Source organism: Oryzifoliimicrobium ureilyticum, assembly GCF_037199735.1.
In the GTDB taxonomy this organism is placed as follows: domain Bacteria; phylum Pseudomonadota; class Alphaproteobacteria; order Rhizobiales; family Rhizobiaceae; genus Rhizobium; species Rhizobium ureilyticus.
Genome location: NZ_JBBBVQ010000028.1, coordinates 14,007 through 34,133, shown reverse-complemented (window position 1 = coordinate 34,133; position 20,127 = coordinate 14,007). Strand labels below are relative to the sequence as shown.

The 20,127-nt window shown below is 57.2% G+C and carries 22 protein-coding genes and 1 pseudogene; 12 read left to right on the top strand and 11 right to left on the bottom strand.

Translation table 11 applies throughout. The features are described 5' to 3' along the window. Positions 1 to 75: 75 nt before the first annotated feature. The 4 genes from VQ830_RS28875 to VQ830_RS25810 all read right to left on the bottom strand — a co-directional run bounded on the left by VQ830_RS28875 (position 76) and on the right by VQ830_RS25810 (position 2,511). Positions 76 to 336, bottom strand: a complete 261-nt coding sequence (locus VQ830_RS28875) for an ester cyclase (RefSeq protein WP_438618729.1) — start codon at positions 334 to 336, stop codon at positions 76 to 78. A gap of 57 nt (positions 337 to 393) precedes the next feature. Then, positions 394 to 1,209, bottom strand: a complete 816-nt coding sequence (locus tag VQ830_RS25820; protein WP_337271033.1) for an NAD-dependent epimerase/dehydratase family protein — start codon at positions 1,207 to 1,209, stop codon at positions 394 to 396. A 4-nt stretch (positions 1,210 to 1,213) separates the two neighbouring features. Next, positions 1,214 to 1,666 carry a MarR family winged helix-turn-helix transcriptional regulator gene (locus VQ830_RS25815; protein WP_337271032.1) on the bottom strand — a complete coding sequence of 151 codons (453 nt, stop codon included), beginning with the start codon at positions 1,664 to 1,666 and terminating at the stop codon, positions 1,214 to 1,216. A 407-nt stretch (positions 1,667 to 2,073) separates the two neighbouring features. Further along, positions 2,074 to 2,511: an ester cyclase gene (locus tag VQ830_RS25810; RefSeq protein ID WP_337271031.1), complete on the bottom strand. Its 438-nt coding sequence runs from the start codon at positions 2,509 to 2,511 to the stop codon at positions 2,074 to 2,076. A gap of 121 nt (positions 2,512 to 2,632) precedes the next feature. Between VQ830_RS25810 and VQ830_RS25805 the strand changes: the two genes are divergently transcribed. From VQ830_RS25805 to VQ830_RS25795, 4 genes and pseudogenes are all read left to right on the top strand, one after another. Beyond that, a complete protein-coding gene (locus VQ830_RS25805) occupies positions 2,633 to 2,989 on the top strand; it encodes a winged helix-turn-helix transcriptional regulator (protein WP_337271030.1) in 357 nt (118 codons plus the stop codon). Positions 2,990 to 3,263: 274 nt separating this feature from the next. Continuing rightward, positions 3,264 to 4,223: an alpha/beta hydrolase gene (locus tag VQ830_RS25800; RefSeq protein ID WP_337271029.1), complete on the top strand. Its 960-nt coding sequence runs from the start codon at positions 3,264 to 3,266 to the stop codon at positions 4,221 to 4,223. 192 nt (positions 4,224 to 4,415) lie between these two features. Beyond that, a pseudogene (locus tag VQ830_RS28870) lies at positions 4,416 to 4,589 on the top strand (transposase); the annotation flags it as partial. A gap of 26 nt (positions 4,590 to 4,615) precedes the next feature. Then, on the top strand, positions 4,616 to 5,173 hold the full coding sequence (locus VQ830_RS25795) for an IS5 family transposase (RefSeq protein ID WP_438618727.1): 558 nt from the start codon (positions 4,616 to 4,618) through the stop codon (positions 5,171 to 5,173). Positions 5,174 to 5,251: 78 nt separating this feature from the next. Here VQ830_RS25795 and VQ830_RS25790 read toward each other — a convergent pair whose 3' ends face one another. From VQ830_RS25790 to VQ830_RS25760, 7 genes are all read right to left on the bottom strand, one after another. Next, positions 5,252 to 5,644 (bottom strand): VOC family protein, encoded by a 393-nt coding sequence (locus VQ830_RS25790; RefSeq protein WP_337271027.1) that lies wholly within the window; start codon positions 5,642 to 5,644, stop codon positions 5,252 to 5,254. Between the two features lie 107 nt (positions 5,645 to 5,751). Then, complete coding sequence (locus VQ830_RS25785; RefSeq protein ID WP_337271055.1) at positions 5,752 to 6,033, bottom strand: type II toxin-antitoxin system RelE/ParE family toxin; 282 nt, start codon at positions 6,031 to 6,033, stop codon at positions 5,752 to 5,754. Positions 6,034 to 6,058: 25 nt separating this feature from the next. Next, positions 6,059 to 6,310, bottom strand: coding sequence for a ribbon-helix-helix domain-containing protein (locus VQ830_RS25780; RefSeq protein ID WP_337271026.1), 252 nt, complete (start codon positions 6,308 to 6,310; stop codon positions 6,059 to 6,061). A 669-nt stretch (positions 6,311 to 6,979) separates the two neighbouring features. Continuing rightward, positions 6,980 to 7,528, bottom strand: coding sequence for a sarcosine oxidase subunit gamma family protein (locus VQ830_RS25775; RefSeq protein ID WP_337271025.1), 549 nt, complete (start codon positions 7,526 to 7,528; stop codon positions 6,980 to 6,982). Then, the gene (locus VQ830_RS25770; RefSeq protein WP_337271024.1) at positions 7,521 to 10,484 is read right to left on the bottom strand and encodes a sarcosine oxidase subunit alpha; all 2,964 of its coding nucleotides are present in this window, start codon (positions 10,482 to 10,484) and stop codon (positions 7,521 to 7,523) included. The genes VQ830_RS25775 and VQ830_RS25770 overlap by 8 nt, the downstream gene beginning before the upstream one ends. Continuing rightward, a complete protein-coding gene (locus tag VQ830_RS25765; protein ID WP_337271023.1) occupies positions 10,481 to 10,756 on the bottom strand; it encodes a sarcosine oxidase subunit delta in 276 nt (91 codons plus the stop codon). The genes VQ830_RS25770 and VQ830_RS25765 overlap by 4 nt, the downstream gene beginning before the upstream one ends. A 24-nt stretch (positions 10,757 to 10,780) precedes the next feature. Next, positions 10,781 to 12,031, bottom strand: a complete 1,251-nt coding sequence (locus tag VQ830_RS25760) for a sarcosine oxidase subunit beta family protein (protein WP_337271022.1) — start codon at positions 12,029 to 12,031, stop codon at positions 10,781 to 10,783. Positions 12,032 to 12,123: 92 nt separating this feature from the next. Between VQ830_RS25760 and VQ830_RS25755 the strand changes: the two genes are divergently transcribed. The 8 genes from VQ830_RS25755 (at position 12,124) to VQ830_RS25720 (ending at position 20,092) form a co-directional block, all read left to right on the top strand. Beyond that, positions 12,124 to 13,098, top strand: a complete 975-nt coding sequence (locus VQ830_RS25755; RefSeq protein WP_337271021.1) for a GlxA family transcriptional regulator — start codon at positions 12,124 to 12,126, stop codon at positions 13,096 to 13,098. Between the two features lie 48 nt (positions 13,099 to 13,146). Further along, on the top strand, positions 13,147 to 13,812 hold the full coding sequence (locus VQ830_RS25750; protein ID WP_337271020.1) for a helix-turn-helix domain-containing protein: 666 nt from the start codon (positions 13,147 to 13,149) through the stop codon (positions 13,810 to 13,812). Positions 13,813 to 13,907: 95 nt separating this feature from the next. Continuing rightward, positions 13,908 to 14,813, top strand: a complete 906-nt coding sequence (locus VQ830_RS25745; RefSeq protein WP_337271019.1) for a class II glutamine amidotransferase — start codon at positions 13,908 to 13,910, stop codon at positions 14,811 to 14,813. Between the two features lie 36 nt (positions 14,814 to 14,849). Beyond that, positions 14,850 to 15,536: a GXGXG domain-containing protein gene (locus VQ830_RS25740; RefSeq protein WP_337271018.1), complete on the top strand. Its 687-nt coding sequence runs from the start codon at positions 14,850 to 14,852 to the stop codon at positions 15,534 to 15,536. 15 nt (positions 15,537 to 15,551) lie between these two features. After that, positions 15,552 to 16,880 carry an FMN-binding glutamate synthase family protein gene (locus tag VQ830_RS25735; RefSeq protein ID WP_337271017.1) on the top strand — a complete coding sequence of 443 codons (1,329 nt, stop codon included), beginning with the start codon at positions 15,552 to 15,554 and terminating at the stop codon, positions 16,878 to 16,880. An 86-nt stretch (positions 16,881 to 16,966) separates the two neighbouring features. Continuing rightward, a complete protein-coding gene (gene glnT / locus VQ830_RS25730) occupies positions 16,967 to 18,274 on the top strand; it encodes a type III glutamate--ammonia ligase (RefSeq protein ID WP_337271016.1) in 1,308 nt (435 codons plus the stop codon). Positions 18,275 to 18,356: 82 nt separating this feature from the next. After that, complete coding sequence (purU, locus tag VQ830_RS25725; RefSeq protein WP_337271015.1) at positions 18,357 to 19,241, top strand: formyltetrahydrofolate deformylase; 885 nt, start codon at positions 18,357 to 18,359, stop codon at positions 19,239 to 19,241. Between the two features lie 152 nt (positions 19,242 to 19,393). Continuing rightward, positions 19,394 to 20,092: a GntR family transcriptional regulator gene (locus VQ830_RS25720; RefSeq protein WP_337271014.1), complete on the top strand. Its 699-nt coding sequence runs from the start codon at positions 19,394 to 19,396 to the stop codon at positions 20,090 to 20,092. The last annotated feature ends 35 nt before the right edge of the window (positions 20,093 to 20,127 follow it).

Genomic DNA, 20,127 nt, shown 5'->3' with positions numbered 1-20,127 from the left:
TTATGATGCTCGGCGGGATCATGGAACCGGTCGCCGAAGCTGGCGCTAAGATGCGCGTGCAATGGTTCCGGCATTTCATGAAAAAGACGTGCCATTCGTTGACTGGCCTGCCGAGGAACTCGTCCACAGGCCCGCAGTCGAACCGTAGGCGGATGCAAGGCGACGTTCGTCCGCCACGAGGAGATCGGCGATGAAATACAGGGTAGGGATGTCTCGGTAGTTTTCCTCGAGCATTGCCCGATAGCCGTCCACGCCGAGTGCAAGGCCATTGCGGACGACGTCAGCGGCAACGAAGTCGGGGAGCTCGTTCCATTCACAGCCATTCGGGTAGGCGATGTATTGCCCGTAATTGTATATTCCAAATCTTCACAGACACGAGAATTCGCGCCCCACTCACATGATCTGTTCTTGCACCGCCTGGTAAACCGTCCGTACGTGGGGCCGAAAGCCGAGACTCCGCGCCAGTGAGGCATCGGCGTGAAGATGCCAGGGGTGTTCCAATGGGTCAGCGGATGGCTCCAGCTTTTCGCCGACCAGCCTCGCGAGTTCATAGATAGAAGTCGGTGCTTCATCAGCAATATTAACTATCCGGCCGTCGAACACACCATCCAAGGCGAGGCGCATAGCAGTCGCGATGTCGCGGTGATGGATCGTACTGACCCGCTTTGCCGGATGCCACTTGCCTGCGATCGCATGCTTGGGCAGTTCCTCTAGATGGCCATCCCGATCTCCGTAGACGAACGGAAATCTTATGACAGCCCAATTGAGACCGCTCTCCTGCAATGCTTTCTCGGCCGCGACCTTGCTGGCAGGGTAGGCAAACTTGGGATCGACCGCATCGTCTTCGCGGCCGGGATGACCGCCATTGGTGCCGTAGACATGGCTGGTGCTTGCGAGAATAAAGCGCGCCGCCGGTGCGTGGCTCTTGGCCGCGTCAATGAGATTTTGCGTCCCTCCAAGATTACTTTTCCAGATCAGGTCAGTGTCCTGAGTCCGGAAAACTGCAGCGAGATGGATGATGTCGGTCACGCCCTCAACGGCTTGCTGCAGGATTAAACGATCGAAAAGATCGCCCTCGAAGGCCGTCACGCCCGCGGGCACTGCATTTCCCGAGCGCACGAGGGCACGACATTCGACATCCGCCTCAACGAGACGAGGCAAAAGACGAGCCCCGACCAGGCCGGTCACGCCAGTTATAAGGACTGCCATAACATCATTTCCCTTCCGTCATCTGTTCGAGCCGCTCTGTCGCGGTCTTAAGAACCTCGATCGCTGCGGCGACGGCGGCTTCGTCAAGACCGTCGAACGCCAGGGCGTTAATAACCGCCAGATCGGGCAGTTCGTCCCAAAGTTTGGCGCCAGCCGGAGTCATCCGAAGCAGCTTTTGCCGCTGGTCAGTATTGTCCGGTATTTGCTCCACAAGCCCCTTACGGACGAGCACGGCCACGATGCCGCTTAGTGTAGCCCGCTCGATCTGAAGCGTTTTCACCAGATCGCGTTGCATGCTCGGTCCATCATTGGCGAGATGGTAGAGGACGTACCACTGGGTTGCGCCAAGATCGTAAGGGCGAAGCATCGCCTCCATCGCTGCGCGACCGGCGAGGTAGCACCGCTTCGTCCAATGGCCGACAGAGCTGAGCCGATTTTCAGTTAATTTGTTAGGCATCTAACAATATTGTCAGGCACCATACAAAATGTCAAGCGAGGACGGTGAAGCTCACACCCGGCGTTCTCGATTAGCCTACCTATCGAGTTCGAAGACTGCTGTGGTCTGTCGGTCAGTTTGACAGAGGTGGTAGCCGAGGAACCCCTCTAGGTTGTTGGACCTCAAAGAGATCGGCATCTGAGTTCACCGGGCGCCGCCCGCACCCCGGCTTGCTGGGGCTGGCGGGCGATGACAAGGAAATGACAAGGATCAGCAGCAGGGTTTTCTTGATTACTTCGCCTCGCGCATACCGCTCGGTCAGGTTGGCGAGGCGGAAGAGATTGCCAGGGCTGAGCTTTTCCTCGCGTGGGACGATTGCCGATCGAAATGAATTGGCGGATCGTCACACGATTGGCATCTACACTAAATCAAGCTGCCATTTCGCTTCCCGTAAGGCCCAACTGACGCAGCAAGATTGAAGCAGCATTGTAGCAATGAAAGGAAACAACCTTTCCCTCACGGAGGTGGAAGACATCGCAGCAAGGAACATCGATGGTCCTGCCGGTCGCAGGCACCGTGCCCGTTGGTGTCGCCAACGATCCTCTGTGGGTGCCGCGAATGGCGAGTTCAACCACGATGACATTTTCCATCGCATAGATCTCGAAAAGCTCCCGGTGAATATCTGGAAATGCCTGAGCCATGCCGCTGGCGACTATCGCGATATCCTTACCCCGGAATTCCAAGTTGGTCGGAATATCCCGCACGTAGGCATCTTCGGCGAAGAATGAAACGAATTTGCCGACATCCACTACGTCTCCTTCTGCTGCGGCGTATAGCTCTTTGATCATCTTTATGTCGTCGCTCATTGATAGCTCCTTGTCCAGGTTTACGACTATCCCCGATTTTCGCGGCCGGAGGACAGAGGGCATGTAGACGTGAACTAGCCGAAAGGGTAGAACCTACCAAAAAGTAAGTGTGAGGTTTTTAGTGAACAAATCCGAGATCCAGTGTGGCCTGGACGTTTCGCTGGCTGTCATTGGCGGCAAGTGGAAGCCTCTCGTCCTTTACCATCTCCAGGATGGTCCTACGCGGTTTTCAGAAATCAGACGGCGGATTGGAGGCATCAGCGAAAAAGTGCTGATCCAGCAGTTGCGGGAGTTGGTTGCAATGAACGTTCTTGTACGCCACGATCACCACCAGGTGCCGCCGGTGGTCGACTACGCGCTTACACCGTTCGGGGAAACGCTTGTTGAGGCGCTGGTTCCGCTCTGCGAATGGGGCAATCGGAATCGAGGTCAGGTAGCGGAAACGCTTCAGCAATCTTCGAAGGTGGCATCCATGTGAAGCACGGACTGCATAATTCGATCCGGGTGCTTTCGTTTCGCCCCGACGAGAGCCGCCAGCTGAAATGCCGAACGCCTCAACCGATGGGACTAATCTTTTTCTTGCTCCACTTGGGTTAGAAATAGAAATTGCATGTTGACTGCGATGGTTGTCTCGGACGCGAACATTGCGATCTTGGCGCCCCACGCCGCTAATCTAGGGCGTGGTTACTGCTTCCGTCCTGCAGCGACGTTCAGCCGTGCCCGGCGTTGCTGTTGTGAGGAGATGAATGCAAATGCTGACCAAATGGGACTTTATGAAGCAATTGCCGATTGTACTGGGGTTTCTCGTCATGAGCGAAAGCGTTCAAGCGAAACCCATGGTCTGGCAGCCCGCTCAGGGGATTGAGCAACTTGCGCTATGGCCTGGAGCGGTTCCAGGAGCGCAGCCCGCGCCAGGACCGGAAGACGTTTCAATAGTCGCAAAAGGTGTAGCGGGTAAGCCAAATACCAATGTCACGAATGTTACCACTCCAACCATTTCCGTTTATCCGCCGAAAGGAGCCAATACGGGAGCTGCCGTGGTCGTCATTCCAGGGGGAGGGTTCCAGATCCTTGCGATCGACCTTGAGGGCACTGAGGTCTGTGACTGGCTTACCGCAAAAGGTGTGACATGCGTGCTGTTGAAGTATCGAGTTCCTAGTGCGCCTTATGTTTGGCAATGTGATTGCCGCCCGCACAATCAGGCAATCTCGGAGCCGTCATTGCAAGACCTGCAGCGAGCAATGCGGATGGTGCGCGCTCATGCACAGCAGTGGGACATCGATCCGCATAAGGTCGGCGTTCTCGGATTTTCTGCTGGAGGGTATCTTGTAGCGGAGATCAGCACACTGTTTGACCGCTCACTTTATCCCAAGATTGATACTGCTGACGATCTAAGTGCGCGGCCTGATTTCGCAATGCCTGTCTATCCTGGACATCTTGTGCAGCCGGATGGAAAACTTAACTCGAATATCCCGGTATCCAGTCAGACGCCACCAACGTTTTTGCTGCAAGCAGAGGACGACGATGTGGATGGCGTGCAGCAGTCTATGGTCTATTACGCCGCGCTTTCAAAGGCGCATGTTCCTGCGGAAATGCATCTGTATGCACAAAGCGGCCATGCATTCGGGGTGCGTCGGACAGAGCTACCGATCACAGACTGGCCTGCTTTGGCAGACGCTTGGTTACATACGATTGGTATCATCCGGAACTGAGACGGATTTGACTGCCTTAAGGCATCCCAGAATGGGGCGAGCGGACGAACGTCCAGTCTGGGTACGGTACTCCGTCTCTCTCCAACGCCCAAGTCTTAAATGATGGGCGTCGTGGGTGTGAATTGTATCCACCTAGGCTCAGGACCTATTAATTTGGATTGAGATGTGATTCAGGGTTTCCGGAAGGAGACTATGATGAGTGATTTGTTTTTGCTGAGCGAGGGCCAGATGGCTCGTATTGGGCCGCATTTTCCGCTTGCGCACGGTGTACCGCGCGTTGATGATCGCCGTGTTGTCAGCGGGATTGTCTACGTCATCAAGCATGGCCTGCAATGGAAGGACGCACCAAAGGACTATGGGCCGCACAAGACGCTCTATAACCGTTTCATCCGCTGGAGCCGGCTTGGCGTGTTCGACCGCATCTTCGCAGCGCTGGCCGGTGCAGGTCCCAGGCCCGAGCGCATTATGATCGACGCCACGCACCTGAAAGCACACCGGACGGCGGCGAGCTTGCTCAAAAAGGGGATGTTCCCCGTCGTATCGGGCGAACCAAAGGTGGATTGAATTCCAAACTGCACACTGTCTGCGATGGCGAGGGACGCCCGATTATCATGCTGCTCAGCGAAGGCCAGATGAGCGACCATAAGGGGGCACGCCTTGTTCTGGATGCCCTGCCACCAGCCAGAACGCTGATTGGAGACCGGGGCTACGACAGCACGGCGTTCCGGGAAGCCTTGCTGGCAAAAGGCATCGAACCCTGCATCCCTTCGAGCCGAAGCAGAAAGGTGCCATACTCATACGACAAGCAACTTTACAAGAAGCGCCACAGGGTCGAGAACCTCTTCGCCAAGCTCAAGGACTGGCGGCGCATCGCAACCCGATACGACCGATGCGCCCATACCTTCTTCTCAAGCATATGCATCGCCGCAGCCGTCATCTTCTGGCTGTGATTTAACGAGTCCTGAGCCTAGACTTCCATTTGATCCGGATACATCGCTCATCGAAAGCCGCTTTCGCTACAATGCCTATCAGAAATACGGGTCTGTGCTCTTTCGCTGTGACACCCACCAGATGTTGCCGGAAGGATCGTGGACGCCGCCCTGTCGATCACCATAAGGCATGTCTTCGACGTCCATGATCTTTTCAGCACCCACTGCAATAGCCCGAGCAACCGCCTCGTCTGCATCGGCGACGTAAAGATAGAAAGCGGCCTGGCTCGGCGGAAATGCCGCTGACGCTTCGCTAATCATGATCGTGGCAGTGTCGAAACGCACCTGGCAGTTGGCAATCCTTCCATCCGGCATCACGCTTCTGCCGAGCTCCACTGCACCGAAGGCCGCGTTTAGAAAACGCACGTAATCGTCGGTGTTAACGGCGAAGATGTATGGCGTGACGATTGCAAATCCTGGTGGCATATGCATTACGGTTTCTCCAATCAAAATCCCCCAAGGAAAACCGCTCTTGCTTCTCAGCGTGGTGGCCTGATCAATGTCTGCCTCGCGTTGAACCTGGCGCGTTACGCGCAAGCTCAAAGCTCGAAATCCTGCGGCTTAATATCCTCGGCGCCATGCTTTACGCGCAGGATGACGATCCGATCATGATAGGAGCGATAATAGATGCAGCGGTTCCGGTAGGGCAGGCCGCGCAGGCCCTCCGAGATATGATCGCGGGGAGATCCGGTGAAGTCCACCTCGGCAATCCATGCGATCTTGGCGGTCAAGTCGGCCAAAAATTCCTGCGCATAGTAAGGGCTGCTCTCGGCGATATAGCGCCGAATGTTCCGCAAGTCCTCGATGGCGGATGGCGCGATTATCAGGCGTTTCGGTTTGATGGCCCTAGCTTTCGTTCATGACCTCTTTGAGGAGATCCCCGCCAGTAGCGTATTCCTTCCCGAGGCCTGCTTCAATCTCGGCGTCGGCTGCCTGAATGTCGCGACGCAAGATCTGCATTTTAAGCTCGTGGTCTGCCAGCATGCGAATGCCTGCTCGAACGGCTTCGGTCTCCGTGCCGAACCGGCCATTGCGAACAAGATCAGAAAGAATCCCGTCGTAGGTATCGCCAAGCGAGAAGGTCTTTGCGCGTGCCATGTCCATTAGCTCCTTGCTCCGATTATATGGCAAAATACAATACTTTTACAATACTAATCCTAAAACGACCCTGCTGTCAGGGTGGCTCCCAGCCGTCCACTTCTCCAGTTACGGGTAAGCACGGTGCGCACTCGGATGCTATCCGGGTACGACACTGAAGTAATCAATCTGTACGATATTATAGAATAAATCAGGAACAAATGTGCGAGAACTCGCTGAAAGCGGACGTATTCCGCTTTCCCATCGACCGGGAGTGTTTCGGAGATGAATCAGAAAGGGTCGGTTGAAGTCGCCACAGCATCCTAGTTGCTCTGTCGCTGCGCCTTGTCGCGTTGTTGTAGTATTCAGACGCCTGCTGTCGGCTATTGCACGCAGATGCCGTGGATCGATGGATCCTCGCTCGCCAAGGTGAACGAGCGCCGCCAACTCCTGCTGTGTTGGCTCAACCGGCAACGTGTGCGGGGCGGGGTGGAACTCGCATTCTTTAGCCATTTGCTATTCGAAATAATTTAGGCGTGGCTGACCGGATCGTCGCCGACGGTAATCTTCGCGAAACTCGGTTTGGGTCCGCTGCGTTTTACCGATTATATCGCTTGTATGTTAAACCGCATCGATCACCGAGCTGGCGGTTGCTTTTCCATCAACGAATATTGCCCCTTATCGTGCTTTTCAACCGAATTCGAGGCTGATGCGGACAAGATCGTCCCACAAGCTTTCGGCGAAGCCGCGCAGGACGATGATCTCGAAAGCGTGTTCTTCGACACGCGTCAGGTGCGCCGTAATATGGCCGATCAACGTCATGGCAGATTGTCCAACAGCAAATGCTTTGATCGATAGATCGACAGCTGTGCCTTTTGCCAGAGCGCGCTCGACCATCCTGCCTTCTATCCGCATGCGCACACGGCCATGGCTTTGATCCACCGCTGTCGCCTGCGGTTTAAGCTGAGTGAAGAATGCCGCCATTTCGGTGTGCGGCATCACTTCATCTCTGACGATGAACCATTGTCCGGGCGACACGGCGCGCACGTCACCTTTGTTCAATGCGCGAAGGTGGCTTTCCATATCGGCGGCACCCTGTGCGGCGAGGACGTGGATGATCGTGCCTTCCGGCAATGGCGACAGCCGGATCGCATCAGAGAACACCGTTTCCTTCGCGCTCAGCACCGCACGGAGCACCGTTTGGTAACCGGATTTGAAATCGAGCCGTGGTTCAGACATGGAGCTTCTCGTTCTTGGGGTCGAAGAAAACCGGATCGCACAGACGCGCGGCGGTGAATTCGTTTCGCAGGCCGTTCCAGACCAGGACCTCCTCCCCGTGCCGACTTCTGCCGTTCTTCACGAGGGCAAGGCCGATGGTCGAGCCGATATGTGGTGAGAAGGCGCTGGACGTCACATAACCTTGATCGTTCTCAAGTGTCGCGGCGGCATCTTTTGCCAGAATATGGGAACCGGTGCGAAAGCTCTGGCTTTTATCGAGCGGCGTAACCCCGACGAGGCTTGGCCGATCACTTGCTGACAAACCTTCGCGTTGTAACATCACCTTGCCGATGAAATCCGTCTTGGTGGCGGACACCATTTTTCCGAAGCCAAGATCGGCAGGCACAACCGTGCCGTTGATCTCGTTATGGGTGACGTGACCCTTTTCGACGCGCAGAACGCTCAGCGCCTCAACGCCATAGGGCATGATGCCTTCCGGCGCCCCGGCTTCCATCAGCGCATCGGCAACGCTCTCGCCATAGCCTGCCGGAACAGCAAGCTCATAGGCCAGTTCGCCGGAAAACGAGATGCGGAACAGACGGCCCTGTAACCGTCCGCCAAACAGAGAGACCTCTTTCGCAGCGAGGAAAGGAAAGGCGTCATTCGAAAGATCGTCGTCAACGATTTTTTCGAGGATGGTCCTGGATTTCGGTCCGGCGATCGCCATCTGCGCCCATTGATCGGTGACAGAGGCCAGTTGTACGTCGAGATCCGGCCAGAGCGCCTGGGCGCAGAACTCCAGATGGTTCATCACGCCGGCGGCATAGGCCGTGGTCGTCGTCATGAAATACCGGTTTTCGTCCAGCCTGCTCGTCGTGCCGTCATCATAGATCATGCCGTCTTCGCGCAGCATCAGACCATAACGCGCTTTGCCGATGGGGAGCTTGAGGAAGGCATTGCAATAGACCCGGTTGAGAAATTCCGCCGCATCACGCCCGCAAACCTCGATCTTTCCGAGCATCGAAACATCGCAGAGGCCTGCATTCTTTCGTACATTCAGAACTTCGCGATCGACGCTTTCCCGCCAGCCATTTTCGCCATCCCGCGGGAACCAGGAGGAGCGATACCAGAGGCCGGTTTCGACAAACACCGCGCCATTCTTCTCGGCCCATCCATGCAGTGGCGATTTACGCACGGGCTGAAAATGATGACCGTGGTAGGCGCCCGTCAGCGCGCCGAAGGAAATCGGCGTGTAGAACGGCCGGTAGGTGGTGGTGCCAACCTCTGCCGGCGAAATACCGCGTGCCCCGGCAAGCAGTCCAATGGCGTTGACGTTGGAAAGCTTGCCCTGATCCGTCGCCATGCCATTGGTTGTATAGCGCTTGGCAAGCTCGACATGGGCATAGCCCTCTGCAACAGCCAAGCCGAGATCCTTCCGATGCACGTCGTTCTGATAGTCGATGAAAGCCTTGGCCTTAACGCCAGGAATGGACCAGAGCGCTTTCGCCGGTGGGGCAACGATATCGTTTTCAACCGATCCGAAGGACGGTGCGGTCGAGGCAAAGCCAAGAGCTTGCGCCAGTGCTGCACCCTTGTTCGCGCCCTCTTGAAGGCACGCGGCGAGGCCATACGTGGTAGAAACGGCACCGGCAAGATCAAGCCCTTCAAGAGGACCGGGCGCGAGGAAGGCGGCTTCTTCGTCTGACCATGCGGGTTTTCCACCCCGGTGGCAGGCAAGGTGAATGACCGGGCTGAAACCGCCAGACATAGCAAGCGCGTCGACATCCAGATGTTCGCTTCTGCCGTTTCTGTAGATTTCGATTCCGGTCAGCACCTTGTTGCCCTTGGTATTGGCAACCACGCCACCCTTTATGACGCCCGTCTTGCCGGCATAGGAGGGATTACCCTCATCGCGGCTGTCGATAATGGCGACCAGCGGGATTCCCTTCGCTTCGAGATCCCGTGCTAGCGCATAGCCGCTGTCATTGGTCGTGAAGATCGCCGTCGCTTTGCCGGGGCTGACGGCGTAGCGGTTGAGATAGCTACGCATTGCGCTCGCCATCATCACACCGGGAACATCATTGCCGCCGAATACCAGCGGCCGTTCTTCCGCGCCGGTGGCGAGAAGCGCGCGCTTAGCCACGATGCGCCAGAGGCGTTCCACTGGCACATGGGCTTTCGGATCGGAGAGATGTTTTTGCACCCGCTCCACCGCGCCGAAGACATTGCCGTCATACCAGCCGAAAGCCGTGGTTCGCGTCAGCACCGTTACATTCGAAAGGGTTTCGAGCTCGGCAACACATTGCGCCGCGAAATCCGGCGCGCTTTGGCTACCGATGGAGGCCGTTTCCCAAAGCAGTGCGCCACCCGCGACGGGATGTTCATCAACAAGGATAACGCGTGCGCCAGCGCGTCCAGCGGCGAGAGCCGCAGCAAGTCCGGCAGCACCGGCGCCGATCACCAGCAGATCGCAATGTGCCCAGCATTTGTCGTAGGCGTCTGGGTCGGCCTCGTACGTAGCTTTGCCAAGGCCTGCTGCGCGGCGAATGAAGGGCTCGTAGAGCTTTTCCCAAAAGGCCGCAGGCCACATGAAGGTCTTGTAGTAGAAGCCCGCGCTGAGAAACGGCGAGATCAGGCCGGTCATCGCGCCGATATCGAAGTCGAGAGACGGCCAGCGGTTCTGGCTTCGCGCTTCCAAGCCGGCATAAAGCTCTTGCATGGTGGCGCGGGTATTGGGCTCTTGTCTGCCGGCCTTACCGATCGTCATCAGCGCGTTCGGTTCTGCCGCGCCCGCAGTGAGGATGCCGCGAGGACGGTGGTATTTGAAGCTGCGAGCGACGAGTTGCTGGCCATTGGCAAGCAGCGCAGAGGCAAGGCTATCGCCTTTGAAACCCTGCATCGTTTTGCCATCGAAGCTGAAGGAGAGAGGCTTGGAGCGATCGATCAGACCGCCAGCGGGTAGGCGCTGGGATGTCATGCGCTTTTCACCTTTGTCTTGTCGGCTGCATCTTCGCAGGCATGGATCTCATGCGTTGCCGTATTGCGGGTCACCACCAGCCACCGGCGGCAGCCTGACGTGTGGTGCCAATATTCCTCATAGCTGCCACGCGGATTGTCGCGCAGATAGACATAGTCGAACCATGCCTGCGCGCTGTCGCCCGGTGCGGGTCGCTGAAGGACGGCACCCTTGATGGTGAACTCTTCCTTTGGTCTTGGCCCGCAATGCGGGCAGGGCACGAGACTTGCCATTTCGAATGTCCTTGATCCGCGCTGTCAGTGAAGATTTGGCTGGGCGCCTTGGCCTTTTTCGTCAATGATATAGCCGCGTTGAAAGCGGTCGAGACGAAAGGCCGTTGCCGTTTCCTGCGGTGCGCCCCGCGCGAGAAGATGGGCAAAGCAGAAGCCGGAGGCAGGCGTTGCCTTGAAGCCGCCGTAGCACCAACCCGCATTTAGATAGAGATTGTCGATACCGGTCCGGTCGATGATCGGCGAGCCATCCATCGACATATCCATGATGCCGCCCCATGAGCGCAGCACACGGACGCGGGAAAGCGCCGGGATCATCGCCTTGCCGGCCTCGGCGACATGCTCGACCGTCGCCAGATTTCCGCGCTGCGCATAGGAATTATATCCGTCGATATCACCACCGAAGACGAGCCCGCCCTTGTCCGATTGCGAGACGTAGAAATGTCCGGCACCGAATGTGACGACGCCATTGATGAATGGCTTCAGTCCTTCAGAAACGAAGGCTTGCAGCACGTGGCTTTCGATCGGCAGCCGAAGTCCGGCCATGGCCGCGACCTGGGAGGAATTGCCAGCCGCTGCGAGCGCCAGCTTATTGCATCCGATAAAGCCGCGGCTCGTCTCCACACCGACCACCTTGCCGTTTTCGCGGCGAATACCCGTGACTTCGCAGCTCTGGATGATATCGACGCCGCGTTGATCGGCCCCGCGTGCGTAACCCCAGGCGACCGCGTCGTGACGAACGGTTCCGCCGCGCCGTTGCAACAGACCGCCCTGGATGGGAAAGCGCGCATTGTCAAAATCGAGGAATGGCAGCATGGATTTGACGGCGCTGCGATCCAACAGTTCGGCATCGACACCATGCAGACGCATGGCATTGCCGCGCCTGGTATAGGCATCGCGCTGCGCATCGGAATGATAGAGGTTGAGAACGCCGCGTTGGGAGACCATGGCGTTGAAGTTGAAATCCTGCTCCAGCCCTTCCCAGAGCTTCATCGACAGCTCGTAGAAAGGATTGTTGCCGGGCAGAAGATAGTTGGAGCGAATGATCGTCGTGTTGCGCCCGACATTGCCGGAGCCGATATAGCTCTTTTCCAGCACCGCTACATTGGTGATGCCGAATTCCTTGGCGAGATAATAAGCAGTCGCCAACCCATGTCCGCCACCGCCCACAATGATGATGTCGTATTGAGGTTTGGGTGCGGGGTCCCGCCAGGCAGGCTTCCAGGCCTTATTGCCACGAAGGCCGTTCACCAAAATGGAAAAAGCGGAATAGCGCATCTGGTCTCACCTCGAACGATAGCGCGCCAGACTAGCTCTACGATGATGATATAGCGTTGCGAAAAAAAGACATTTGGATATAGAAAAGAGACATGGCGATCAATGAGCACACCAGCACCCAGCGCATCGGGTTTCTCCTTACGCCGAATTTCGCGTTGATGTCCTATGCCTCCGCCGCCGAGCCACTGCGGGCGGCGAATGTCCTTGCCAGAACAGATCTCTATGACGTCGTGCTCTTGTCCTTCGATGGGAAACCCATCACAAGCTCCTCCGGCATCCTCGTCAAATGCCAGCCTCTCGCAGATGCCGGTGAGGCCTGCCACACGATCTTCGTCTGCGCTGGCGGTGGGCCGCAGGATTGGGTATTGCCAGAAAGTTCACTTGCGACGTTGCGGCGTCTGGCGCGCCAGGGGATAAGGATAGGCGGCATCTCAGCTGGTGCTTATGTGCTGGCTGAGGCGGGACTGTTGGACAATCGCGATTTCACCATTCACTGGGAAAACGCGCCATTGCTGCGGGAAGCCTTTGGCCATCTCACGCCCCGCCAGGCGCGCTTTGTTTTCGATGGTGACCGGATCACCTGTGCCGGCGGTGTTGCCGCTCTCGATATGATGCATGCAATGATTTCGCAGCGCATGGGCGCGCATTTTGCAAGGCGTGTGAGTGATTGGTATCTCCACACGGCAGTCGCCGAACCTGGCGCGCCGCAGCGGGGATCGCTTGCCGAGCGCTATGGCACGCATCATCCCGCCTTGCTGACAGTGCTTGAAAAAATGGAAGCGACGATCGAGAACCCGCTCGATCGCCGGATCATGGCTAAGCTCGCCGGAACGAGCCCGCGCCATCTCGACAGGCTCTTTGCAAACGAGCTCGGATCGTCGTTTCTGGAAACCTATCGCGCGATCCGCCTGGATCACGCCCGCAGACTGTTGGAGCAGAGCCCGCTTTCCATTGCTGAGGTGGCCTTTGCCACGGGTTTTTCCAGCGCCGGTCATTTCTCCGGAAGCTTCAAGGCGTATTTCGGCAGCACGCCCCATGCGGTGCGGCAAAGATTTCCTCCGAATTAAAATGATATTCTTGTAAAGAAGAGAACGCAGTTCGGCGACGGAGGGATAATGGCCAGTAACATGATTGACAGTGAAGCAGCGCAGTTTCCATCGCAAAATCCCCATGCCGTGCGCGAACCGCGCGTCAACAATCTGGAAATGGCGATAGGCTATGAGGTCAGAGCCTATCGCAAGAAGCTCGGCATTACTGTTACTGATTTGGCATCGGCAACAGGCGTTTCCGTTGGTATGTTGTCGAAGATCGAAAATGGCAACATCTCGCCGTCGCTCACAACGTTGCAGACTCTCTCCAAGGCATTGGGCGTGCCGATTACAGCGTTTTTTCGCGGCTTCGAGGAGCCGCGCAGCGCCACCTTCGTGAAGGCAGGGGAGGGCGTCAATATCGAGCGCAGGGGCACGCGGGCCGGACATCAGTACAGCTTGCTCGGTCATATCGACAACAACACGAGTGGTGTCACCGTCGAGCCCTACCTCATCACATTGACCACTGATTCCGATGTTTTCCCGACCTTCCAGCATGAGGGAATGGAGTTTCTCTACATGCTGGAGGGCGAGGTGGTTTATCGCCACGGAGAGCAGCTTTTCACAATGCAGGCGGGGGATAGCTTATTTTTCGATGCAGATGCGCCCCATGGACCGGAGGTTCTGGTGCAGCTTCCAGCGCGCTACTTGTCGATCATTTCTTATCCTCAGCGAAGGATGACCAGCGACTGAATATTGCCTTAGAAGAAAACTTTATTCCTGATAGTTGACGTTTTCGAATTTCTTATGATACGCCTTTGTTCAGCAACGAACGGAGGTGCCTATCGATGTGCGGCATTGTTGGATTATTCCTGAAAGATAAAAGCCTGGAGCCGCAGCTCGGTCAGCTGCTTTCGGACATGCTGATCACCATGACGGATCGCGGTCCGGATTCCGCAGGAATCGCGATATACGGCGGCGCTGCCGCAGGGCGTGCCAAGGTGACGATCCAGTCGGCCAATCCGGATGCCGATTTTTCCGGTCTTGCAGACGCGCTGAACGAAGAGGGCGTCGATGCGACGGTGACGGTAAAGAGTACCCATGCGGTACTCGACATTCCTTCTACCGCCCTCGACAATATCCGTCCCCTTCTTTCCGTAATCCGTCCGAACGTGCGCGTGATGGGGTCGGGCGACAGCGTCGAAATCTATAAAGAGACTGGCCTACCGAAAGACGTTGTTGCTCGTTTCGACGTGCGCTCCATGGCCGGCACCCACGGCATCGGCCACACTCGCATGGCAACGGAATCGGCGGTGACCACACTTGGCGCGCATCCGTTCTCGACCGGCCCGGATCAGTGCCTCGTGCATAATGGGTCGCTCTCCAACCATAACAATCTGCGCCGCGAACTGATCCGTGAGGGCATGAGTTTCGAAACCCAGAACGACTCCGAAGTGGCCGCCGCCTACCTCACGGCGGAAATGGCGAAGGGCAAGGATCTCGGCGAGGCGCTGACCGGCGCCCTTGATGATCTCGACGGCTTCTTCACCTTCGTCGTTGGAACAAAGTCCGGCTTCGGCGTCGTGCGTGATCCGATTGCCTGCAAACCGGCTGTCATGGCCGAGACGGATCAATATGTCGCCTTCGGCTCGGAATATCGCGCGCTGGTCAATCTGCCGGGCATCGAGACGGCGCGGGTCTGGGAGCCAGAGCCTGCCACCGTCTACTTCTGGGACCACGAAAAAGCAGCCTGATGCCGTCATCGGTCTATCCGTGTGAAAGTTATACAAATGCCAGTCTTCGATCTCTCCCACACGCCGCTGCGTGACCTCAACAAGGCGCTGCACGGCCTTTCTAACGGTGCGAACGACACCAAATTTGAGGTTGTCAATCCGCGCGGGCATCACGCCGTTGCCGTTGGCATCGACAGTCCCGTCACTGTCGATGTGCATGGTTCGGTCGGCTATTATTGCGCCGGCATGAATGACGGCGGCACCGTCACCATTCGCGGCTCCGCCGGTCCTGGAGTCGCGGAAAACATGATGTCCGGCACCGTCGTCATCGAAGGCGATGCCTCTCAATATGCGGGTGCCACCGGTCGCGGTGGGCTTCTCGTCATCAAGGGCAATGCAGCTTCCCGGTGCGGCATTTCGATGAAAGGAATCGATATCGTCGTGCAGGGCAATATCGGCCACATGTCGGCCTTCATGGGCCAGTCCGGCCATCTCGTCGTCTGCGGCGATGCGGGGGACGCATTGGGCGACAGTCTTTACGAGGCAAAGCTTTTCGTGCGCGGTTCGGTCAAAAGCCTCGGCGCGGACTGCATCGAAAAGGAGATGCGGCCCGAGCATCTGCAAAAGCTCTCGGAGCTTCTCGACAGGGCCGGCATCATCGATGTGAAGCCCACCGACTTCAAGCGCTACGGCTCGGCCCGCACGCTCTACAATTTCAACATCGACAACGCCGATGCGTATTGAGGCAGGGATCACACGATGAGCTACCACAACCCATTTACCCCGCCACGCAAGTCCGCAACCTTTGACGACCATACGCTGGCGGAAATCCGCCGCGCCGCAGCAACCGGCATTTATGACATTCGCGGGGCTGGCACGAAACGTAAGGTGCCGCATTTTGACGATTTGCTGTTTCTCGGTGCCTCGATTTCTCGCTATCCGCTCGAAGGCTATCGCGAAAAATGCGATACGAGTGTCACGCTTGGAGCGCGCTTTGCCAAAAAGCCGATCACGCTGAAAACGCCGATCACCATTGCCGGCATGAGCTTCGGGGCGCTCTCCGGTAATGCCAAGGAAGCGCTCGGCCGTGGCGCCACGATTGCCGGCACCTCCACGACCACGGGCGATGGCGGCATGACGGATGAGGAGCGCGGCCACAGTCAGACCCTCGTCTACCAATATCTGCCCTCGCGCTATGGCATGAACCCGAAAGATTTGCGCCGTGCGGACGCCATCGAAGTGGTGGTCGGTCAGGGGGCCAAGCCCGGCGGCGGCGGCATGCTGCTGGGCCAGAAGATTTCAGACCGCGTTGCCAATATGCGCAACCTGCCCAAGGGCATCGACCAGCGCTCGGCGTGTCGCCATCCCGACTGGACCGGCCCCGACGATCTGGAAATCAAGATCCTCGAACTGCGTGAAATCACCGACTGGGAAAAGCCGATCTACATCAAGGTCGGTGGTGCACGCCCCTATTACGACACAGCGCTTGCGGTGAAAGCCGGTGCCGATGTGGTGGTGCTCGACGGTATGCAGGGCGGCACGGCCGCGACGCAAGACGTCTTCATAGAAAATGTCGGTATGCCGACGCTTGCTTGTATTCGCCCCGCTGTTCAGGCTCTTCAAGATCTTGGCATGCATCGCAAGGTACAACTGATCGTGTCAGGCGGCATTCGTTCCGGCGCGGACGTTGCAAAGGCTCTGGCCCTTGGTGCCGATGCGGTCGCGATCGGTACTGCGGCGCTGGTAGCGCTTGGTGATAACGATCCGAAATGGGAAGAGGAGTACCAGAAGCTCGGTACAACGGCTGGCGCCTATGATGACTGGCACGAAGGCAAAGACCCGGCTGGCATCACGACGCAGGATCCGGAGCTTGCCGCACGTCTCGACCCCGTCGCCGCCGGTCGTCGACTTGCCAACTATTTGAAGGTGATGACACTGGAAGCGCAGACGATCGCGCGAGCCTGCGGCAAGAACCACCTTCACAATCTGGAGCCGGAAGATCTCGTGGCTCTAACCATGGAGGCTGCTGCCATGGCGCAGGTTCCGCTGGCGGGAACAAACTGGTTCCCCGGCAAGGGTGGCTTCTAAATGCATTGCATTCAGGGACGGGCGCGTTTGGGAGGATGCGGCCGTCTTTCTAAATCAAGTGTCTGATACCAAAAAAGGGGAATGACGTGACACTGGACCTCTCCGCATATGCAGCCGAAAAGGGAATTAAATATTTCATGATCAGCTACACCGATCTCTTCGGTGGGCAACGCGCCAAGCTGGTGCCTGCCGAAGCGATCGCCGACATGCAGAAGGATGGTGCGGGCTTTGCCGGTTTTGCCACCTGGTTCGATTTAACACCTGCTCATCCTGATCTTTTTGCCGTGCCGGATGCCTCCTCGGTCATTCAGCTTCCATGGAAGAAGGATGTCGCCTGGGTTGCCGCTGATTGCGTGATGGAAGACCAACCGGTCGAACAGGCGCCGCGTGTGGTCTTGAAGAAACTGATTGCAGAAGCTGCAAGCCAAGGGCTACGGGTGAAAACCGGTGTCGAGCCGGAATTCTTCTTAATTTCAGCTGATGGCAGCAAGATTTCCGATGAATATGATACTGCCGAAAAGCCTTGCTATGATCAGCAGGCGGTGATGCGCCGTTACGATGTCATCGCCGAAATCTGCGACTACATGCTGGAACTGGGTTGGAAGCCTTACCAGAACGACCATGAAGACGCGAACGGCCAGTTCGAAATGAACTGGGAATATGACGACGCGCTTCAAACGGCGGACAAGCATTCGTTTTTTAAATTTATGGTCAAATCCGTTGCGGAAAAGCATGGGCTTCGCGCAACTTTCATGCCGAAGCCGTTCAAGGGTCTGACAGGCAATGGCTGCCATGCGCATATCTCCGTTTGGGATCTGGAGGGCAAGGTCAATGCCTTTGCCGACAAGGCGATGCCATTCGGGCTATCAGCCAAGGGCAAGACCTTTCTTGGCGGCATCATGAAACATGCCTCCGCGCTGGCGGCTGTTACCAATCCGACCGTCAATTCCTACAAGCGCATCAATGCGCCGCGCACCGTATCCGGCGCCACGTGGGCACCAAACACGGTGACATGGACCGGCAACAACCGCACCCATATGGTGCGCGTGCCGGGACCGGGACGGTTCGAGCTTCGTTTGCCGGATGGTGCCGTCAATCCCTATCTGCTTCAGGCCATCATTATCGCAGCCGGCCTTTCCGGCGTTCGCTCTCAAGCAGATCCAGGTCCACATCACGATATCGATATGTATCGCGAAGGCCATACGGTCGCCAATGCGCCGAAACTACCGCTCAATCTTCTCGACGCGCTGCGCGAATATGAGAAGGATGAGGCATTGCAGCAGGCGCTCGGCACAGAGTTCTCCAACGCGTATTTGAAGCTCAAGCATGGTGAGTGGAACAGCTACTGCTCGCAGTTCACCGCCTGGGAGCACCAGACCACGCTCGACGTTTGATAACGTTACCCCGCCGCCTTACGGCTTTTCCCGCGCTCTTCGCGTCGCGCGGGCTTTTCCATTGAAGACATAGAGGGGCCAGATGACGAGTTTCGTCCTAACGGTAACATGCACGTCTACACGCGGCATCGTGGCCGCCATTTCGGGTCTCCTGGCAGAGAAAGGGTGCAACATCGTCGATAGCTCGCAGTTCGACGATCTTGAAACGGGACGCTTCTTCATGCGCGTGGGCTTCATCTCGGAAGAGGGGGCCACCTGCGAGGAATTGGCGGCATGCCTGGAACCGATCGCGAAGACATTTGGCATGGAGGTGGGGCTGTACGACCAGGCGGAGCGCACAAAAGTGCTGCTGATGGTGTCTCGCTTCGGGCACTGCCTCAACGATCTGCTCTATCGATGGCGTATTGGTGCGCTGCCGATCGATATCGTCGGTGTCGTCTCCAACCACTTCGATTACCAGAAAGTCGTCGTCAATCACGACATTCCCTTCCACCACATTCCGGTGACAAAGGAGAACAAACCGCAAGCCGAAGCCCGGATCATGGATCTTGTCGAAGGCAGCGGCGCGGAGCTGATCGTTCTGGCCCGCTATATGCAGGTACTCTCCGACAGAATGTGCGAGGCGATGTCCGGCAAGATCATCAACATCCACCATTCCTTCCTGCCAAGCTTCAAGGGCGCCAATCCTTATAAGCAGGCCTATCAGCGCGGCGTGAAGCTGATCGGTGCCACAGCCCACTACGTCACTGCCGATCTCGATGAGGGTCCGATCATTGAGCAGGATACGGTACGCATCACCCATGCCCAGTCACCGGAGGATTATGTCTCGCTCGGCCGTGACGTGGAGGCTCAGGTGCTGGCGCGCGCCATCCATGCCCACATCCACAAAAGGGTGTTCCTGAACGGCAACCGGACGGTCGTTTTCCCGCCAAGCCCAGGTTCCTATGCCTCGGAGCGGATGGGGTGAGGGTTCTATTGTAGGCAGGAAGCGTCCTCCATCATCGGGCGGTTGCCATCGTTACGCGGCGCCGTTAAATATTCTGGTACGCCATAATATTAAGAGCCAAATCCTGATTCCGCGTTGAGTACGACCAGGCTAGCGGCAGACGAGGTGATACCATGAGTGATGCTTTGCCGGGAAATGCCATTCGCGTTGAACGTCCGACGAAAACCTTAAGAGAGCTTGCGCTCGACAAAGTTCGGGATGCGATCGTGAACGGCTACTTTCGTCCTGGTGATCGTCTGGTAGAGCGCGATCTTTGCGCGCAGCTCGGTGTTTCGCGGACTATCGTTCGCGAAGTTTTGCGTCATTTGGAATCCGAAGGACTGGTCGCCAACCTGCCGAACAAAGGTCCGATCGTTGCCTTGCTCGATCTGGACGAAGCCAGACAGATTTATGAGATCCGTGGTGCGCTGGAGGGAATGGCTGCCCGCCTCTGCGCTGAGCGACGCGATCCTGCGATCGTTGCTGCGCTGGAAGCGTCGCTCGAGCAGATCCGGAAGAGTTACGCCAAGAAGGATATGGCGGGGGTTCTGGCGCATACCTCGTCTTTCTATCAGACGCTGTTCAGCAAGGTCGATCGGCACGTCGCCTGGGGGGTAGTCAACCTTCTCACCGTTAGGATCAACCATCTTCGCTCGATGACGATCAAGACCAAGAGCCGCGACACCGAGGGCCCGGCACAAATGGAGAAGATCGTAAAGGCTATCCGCCAGGGAGACGGCGATGTCGCCTATCAGGCGGCGCTCGATCATGTCGCCAGCGCCTGTGCGATTGCCGAAGCCGTTTTGACGGCACAGAAAAACGCCGGAGCTTAACCGCTAGGCGAGCGAATATGGAACAATGCGGCTGG

Coding starts and splice junctions, on each gene's coding strand:
- VQ830_RS25820 (WP_337271033.1), bottom strand. CDS start 1,209: ATGGCAGTCCTTATAACTGGCGTGACCGGCCTGGTCGGGGCTCGTCTT.
- VQ830_RS25815 (WP_337271032.1), bottom strand. CDS start 1,666: ATGCCTAACAAATTAACTGAAAATCGGCTCAGCTCTGTCGGCCATTGG.
- VQ830_RS25810 (WP_337271031.1), bottom strand. CDS start 2,511: ATGAGCGACGACATAAAGATGATCAAAGAGCTATACGCCGCAGCAGAA.
- VQ830_RS25800 (WP_337271029.1), top strand. CDS start 3,264: ATGCTGACCAAATGGGACTTTATGAAGCAATTGCCGATTGTACTGGGG.
- VQ830_RS25790 (WP_337271027.1), bottom strand. CDS start 5,644: ATGCATATGCCACCAGGATTTGCAATCGTCACGCCATACATCTTCGCC.
- VQ830_RS25780 (WP_337271026.1), bottom strand. CDS start 6,310: ATGGCACGCGCAAAGACCTTCTCGCTTGGCGATACCTACGACGGGATT.
- VQ830_RS25775 (WP_337271025.1), bottom strand. CDS start 7,528: ATGTCTGAACCACGGCTCGATTTCAAATCCGGTTACCAAACGGTGCTC.
- VQ830_RS25770 (WP_337271024.1), bottom strand. CDS start 10,484: ATGACATCCCAGCGCCTACCCGCTGGCGGTCTGATCGATCGCTCCAAG.
- VQ830_RS25765 (WP_337271023.1), bottom strand. CDS start 10,756: ATGGCAAGTCTCGTGCCCTGCCCGCATTGCGGGCCAAGACCAAAGGAA.
- VQ830_RS25760 (WP_337271022.1), bottom strand. CDS start 12,031: ATGCGCTATTCCGCTTTTTCCATTTTGGTGAACGGCCTTCGTGGCAAT.
- VQ830_RS25755 (WP_337271021.1), top strand. CDS start 12,124: ATGGCGATCAATGAGCACACCAGCACCCAGCGCATCGGGTTTCTCCTT.
- VQ830_RS25750 (WP_337271020.1), top strand. CDS start 13,147: ATGGCCAGTAACATGATTGACAGTGAAGCAGCGCAGTTTCCATCGCAA.
- VQ830_RS25745 (WP_337271019.1), top strand. CDS start 13,908: ATGTGCGGCATTGTTGGATTATTCCTGAAAGATAAAAGCCTGGAGCCG.
- VQ830_RS25740 (WP_337271018.1), top strand. CDS start 14,850: ATGCCAGTCTTCGATCTCTCCCACACGCCGCTGCGTGACCTCAACAAG.
- VQ830_RS25735 (WP_337271017.1), top strand. CDS start 15,552: ATGAGCTACCACAACCCATTTACCCCGCCACGCAAGTCCGCAACCTTT.
- purU (WP_337271015.1), top strand. CDS start 18,357: ATGACGAGTTTCGTCCTAACGGTAACATGCACGTCTACACGCGGCATC.
- VQ830_RS25720 (WP_337271014.1), top strand. CDS start 19,394: ATGAGTGATGCTTTGCCGGGAAATGCCATTCGCGTTGAACGTCCGACG.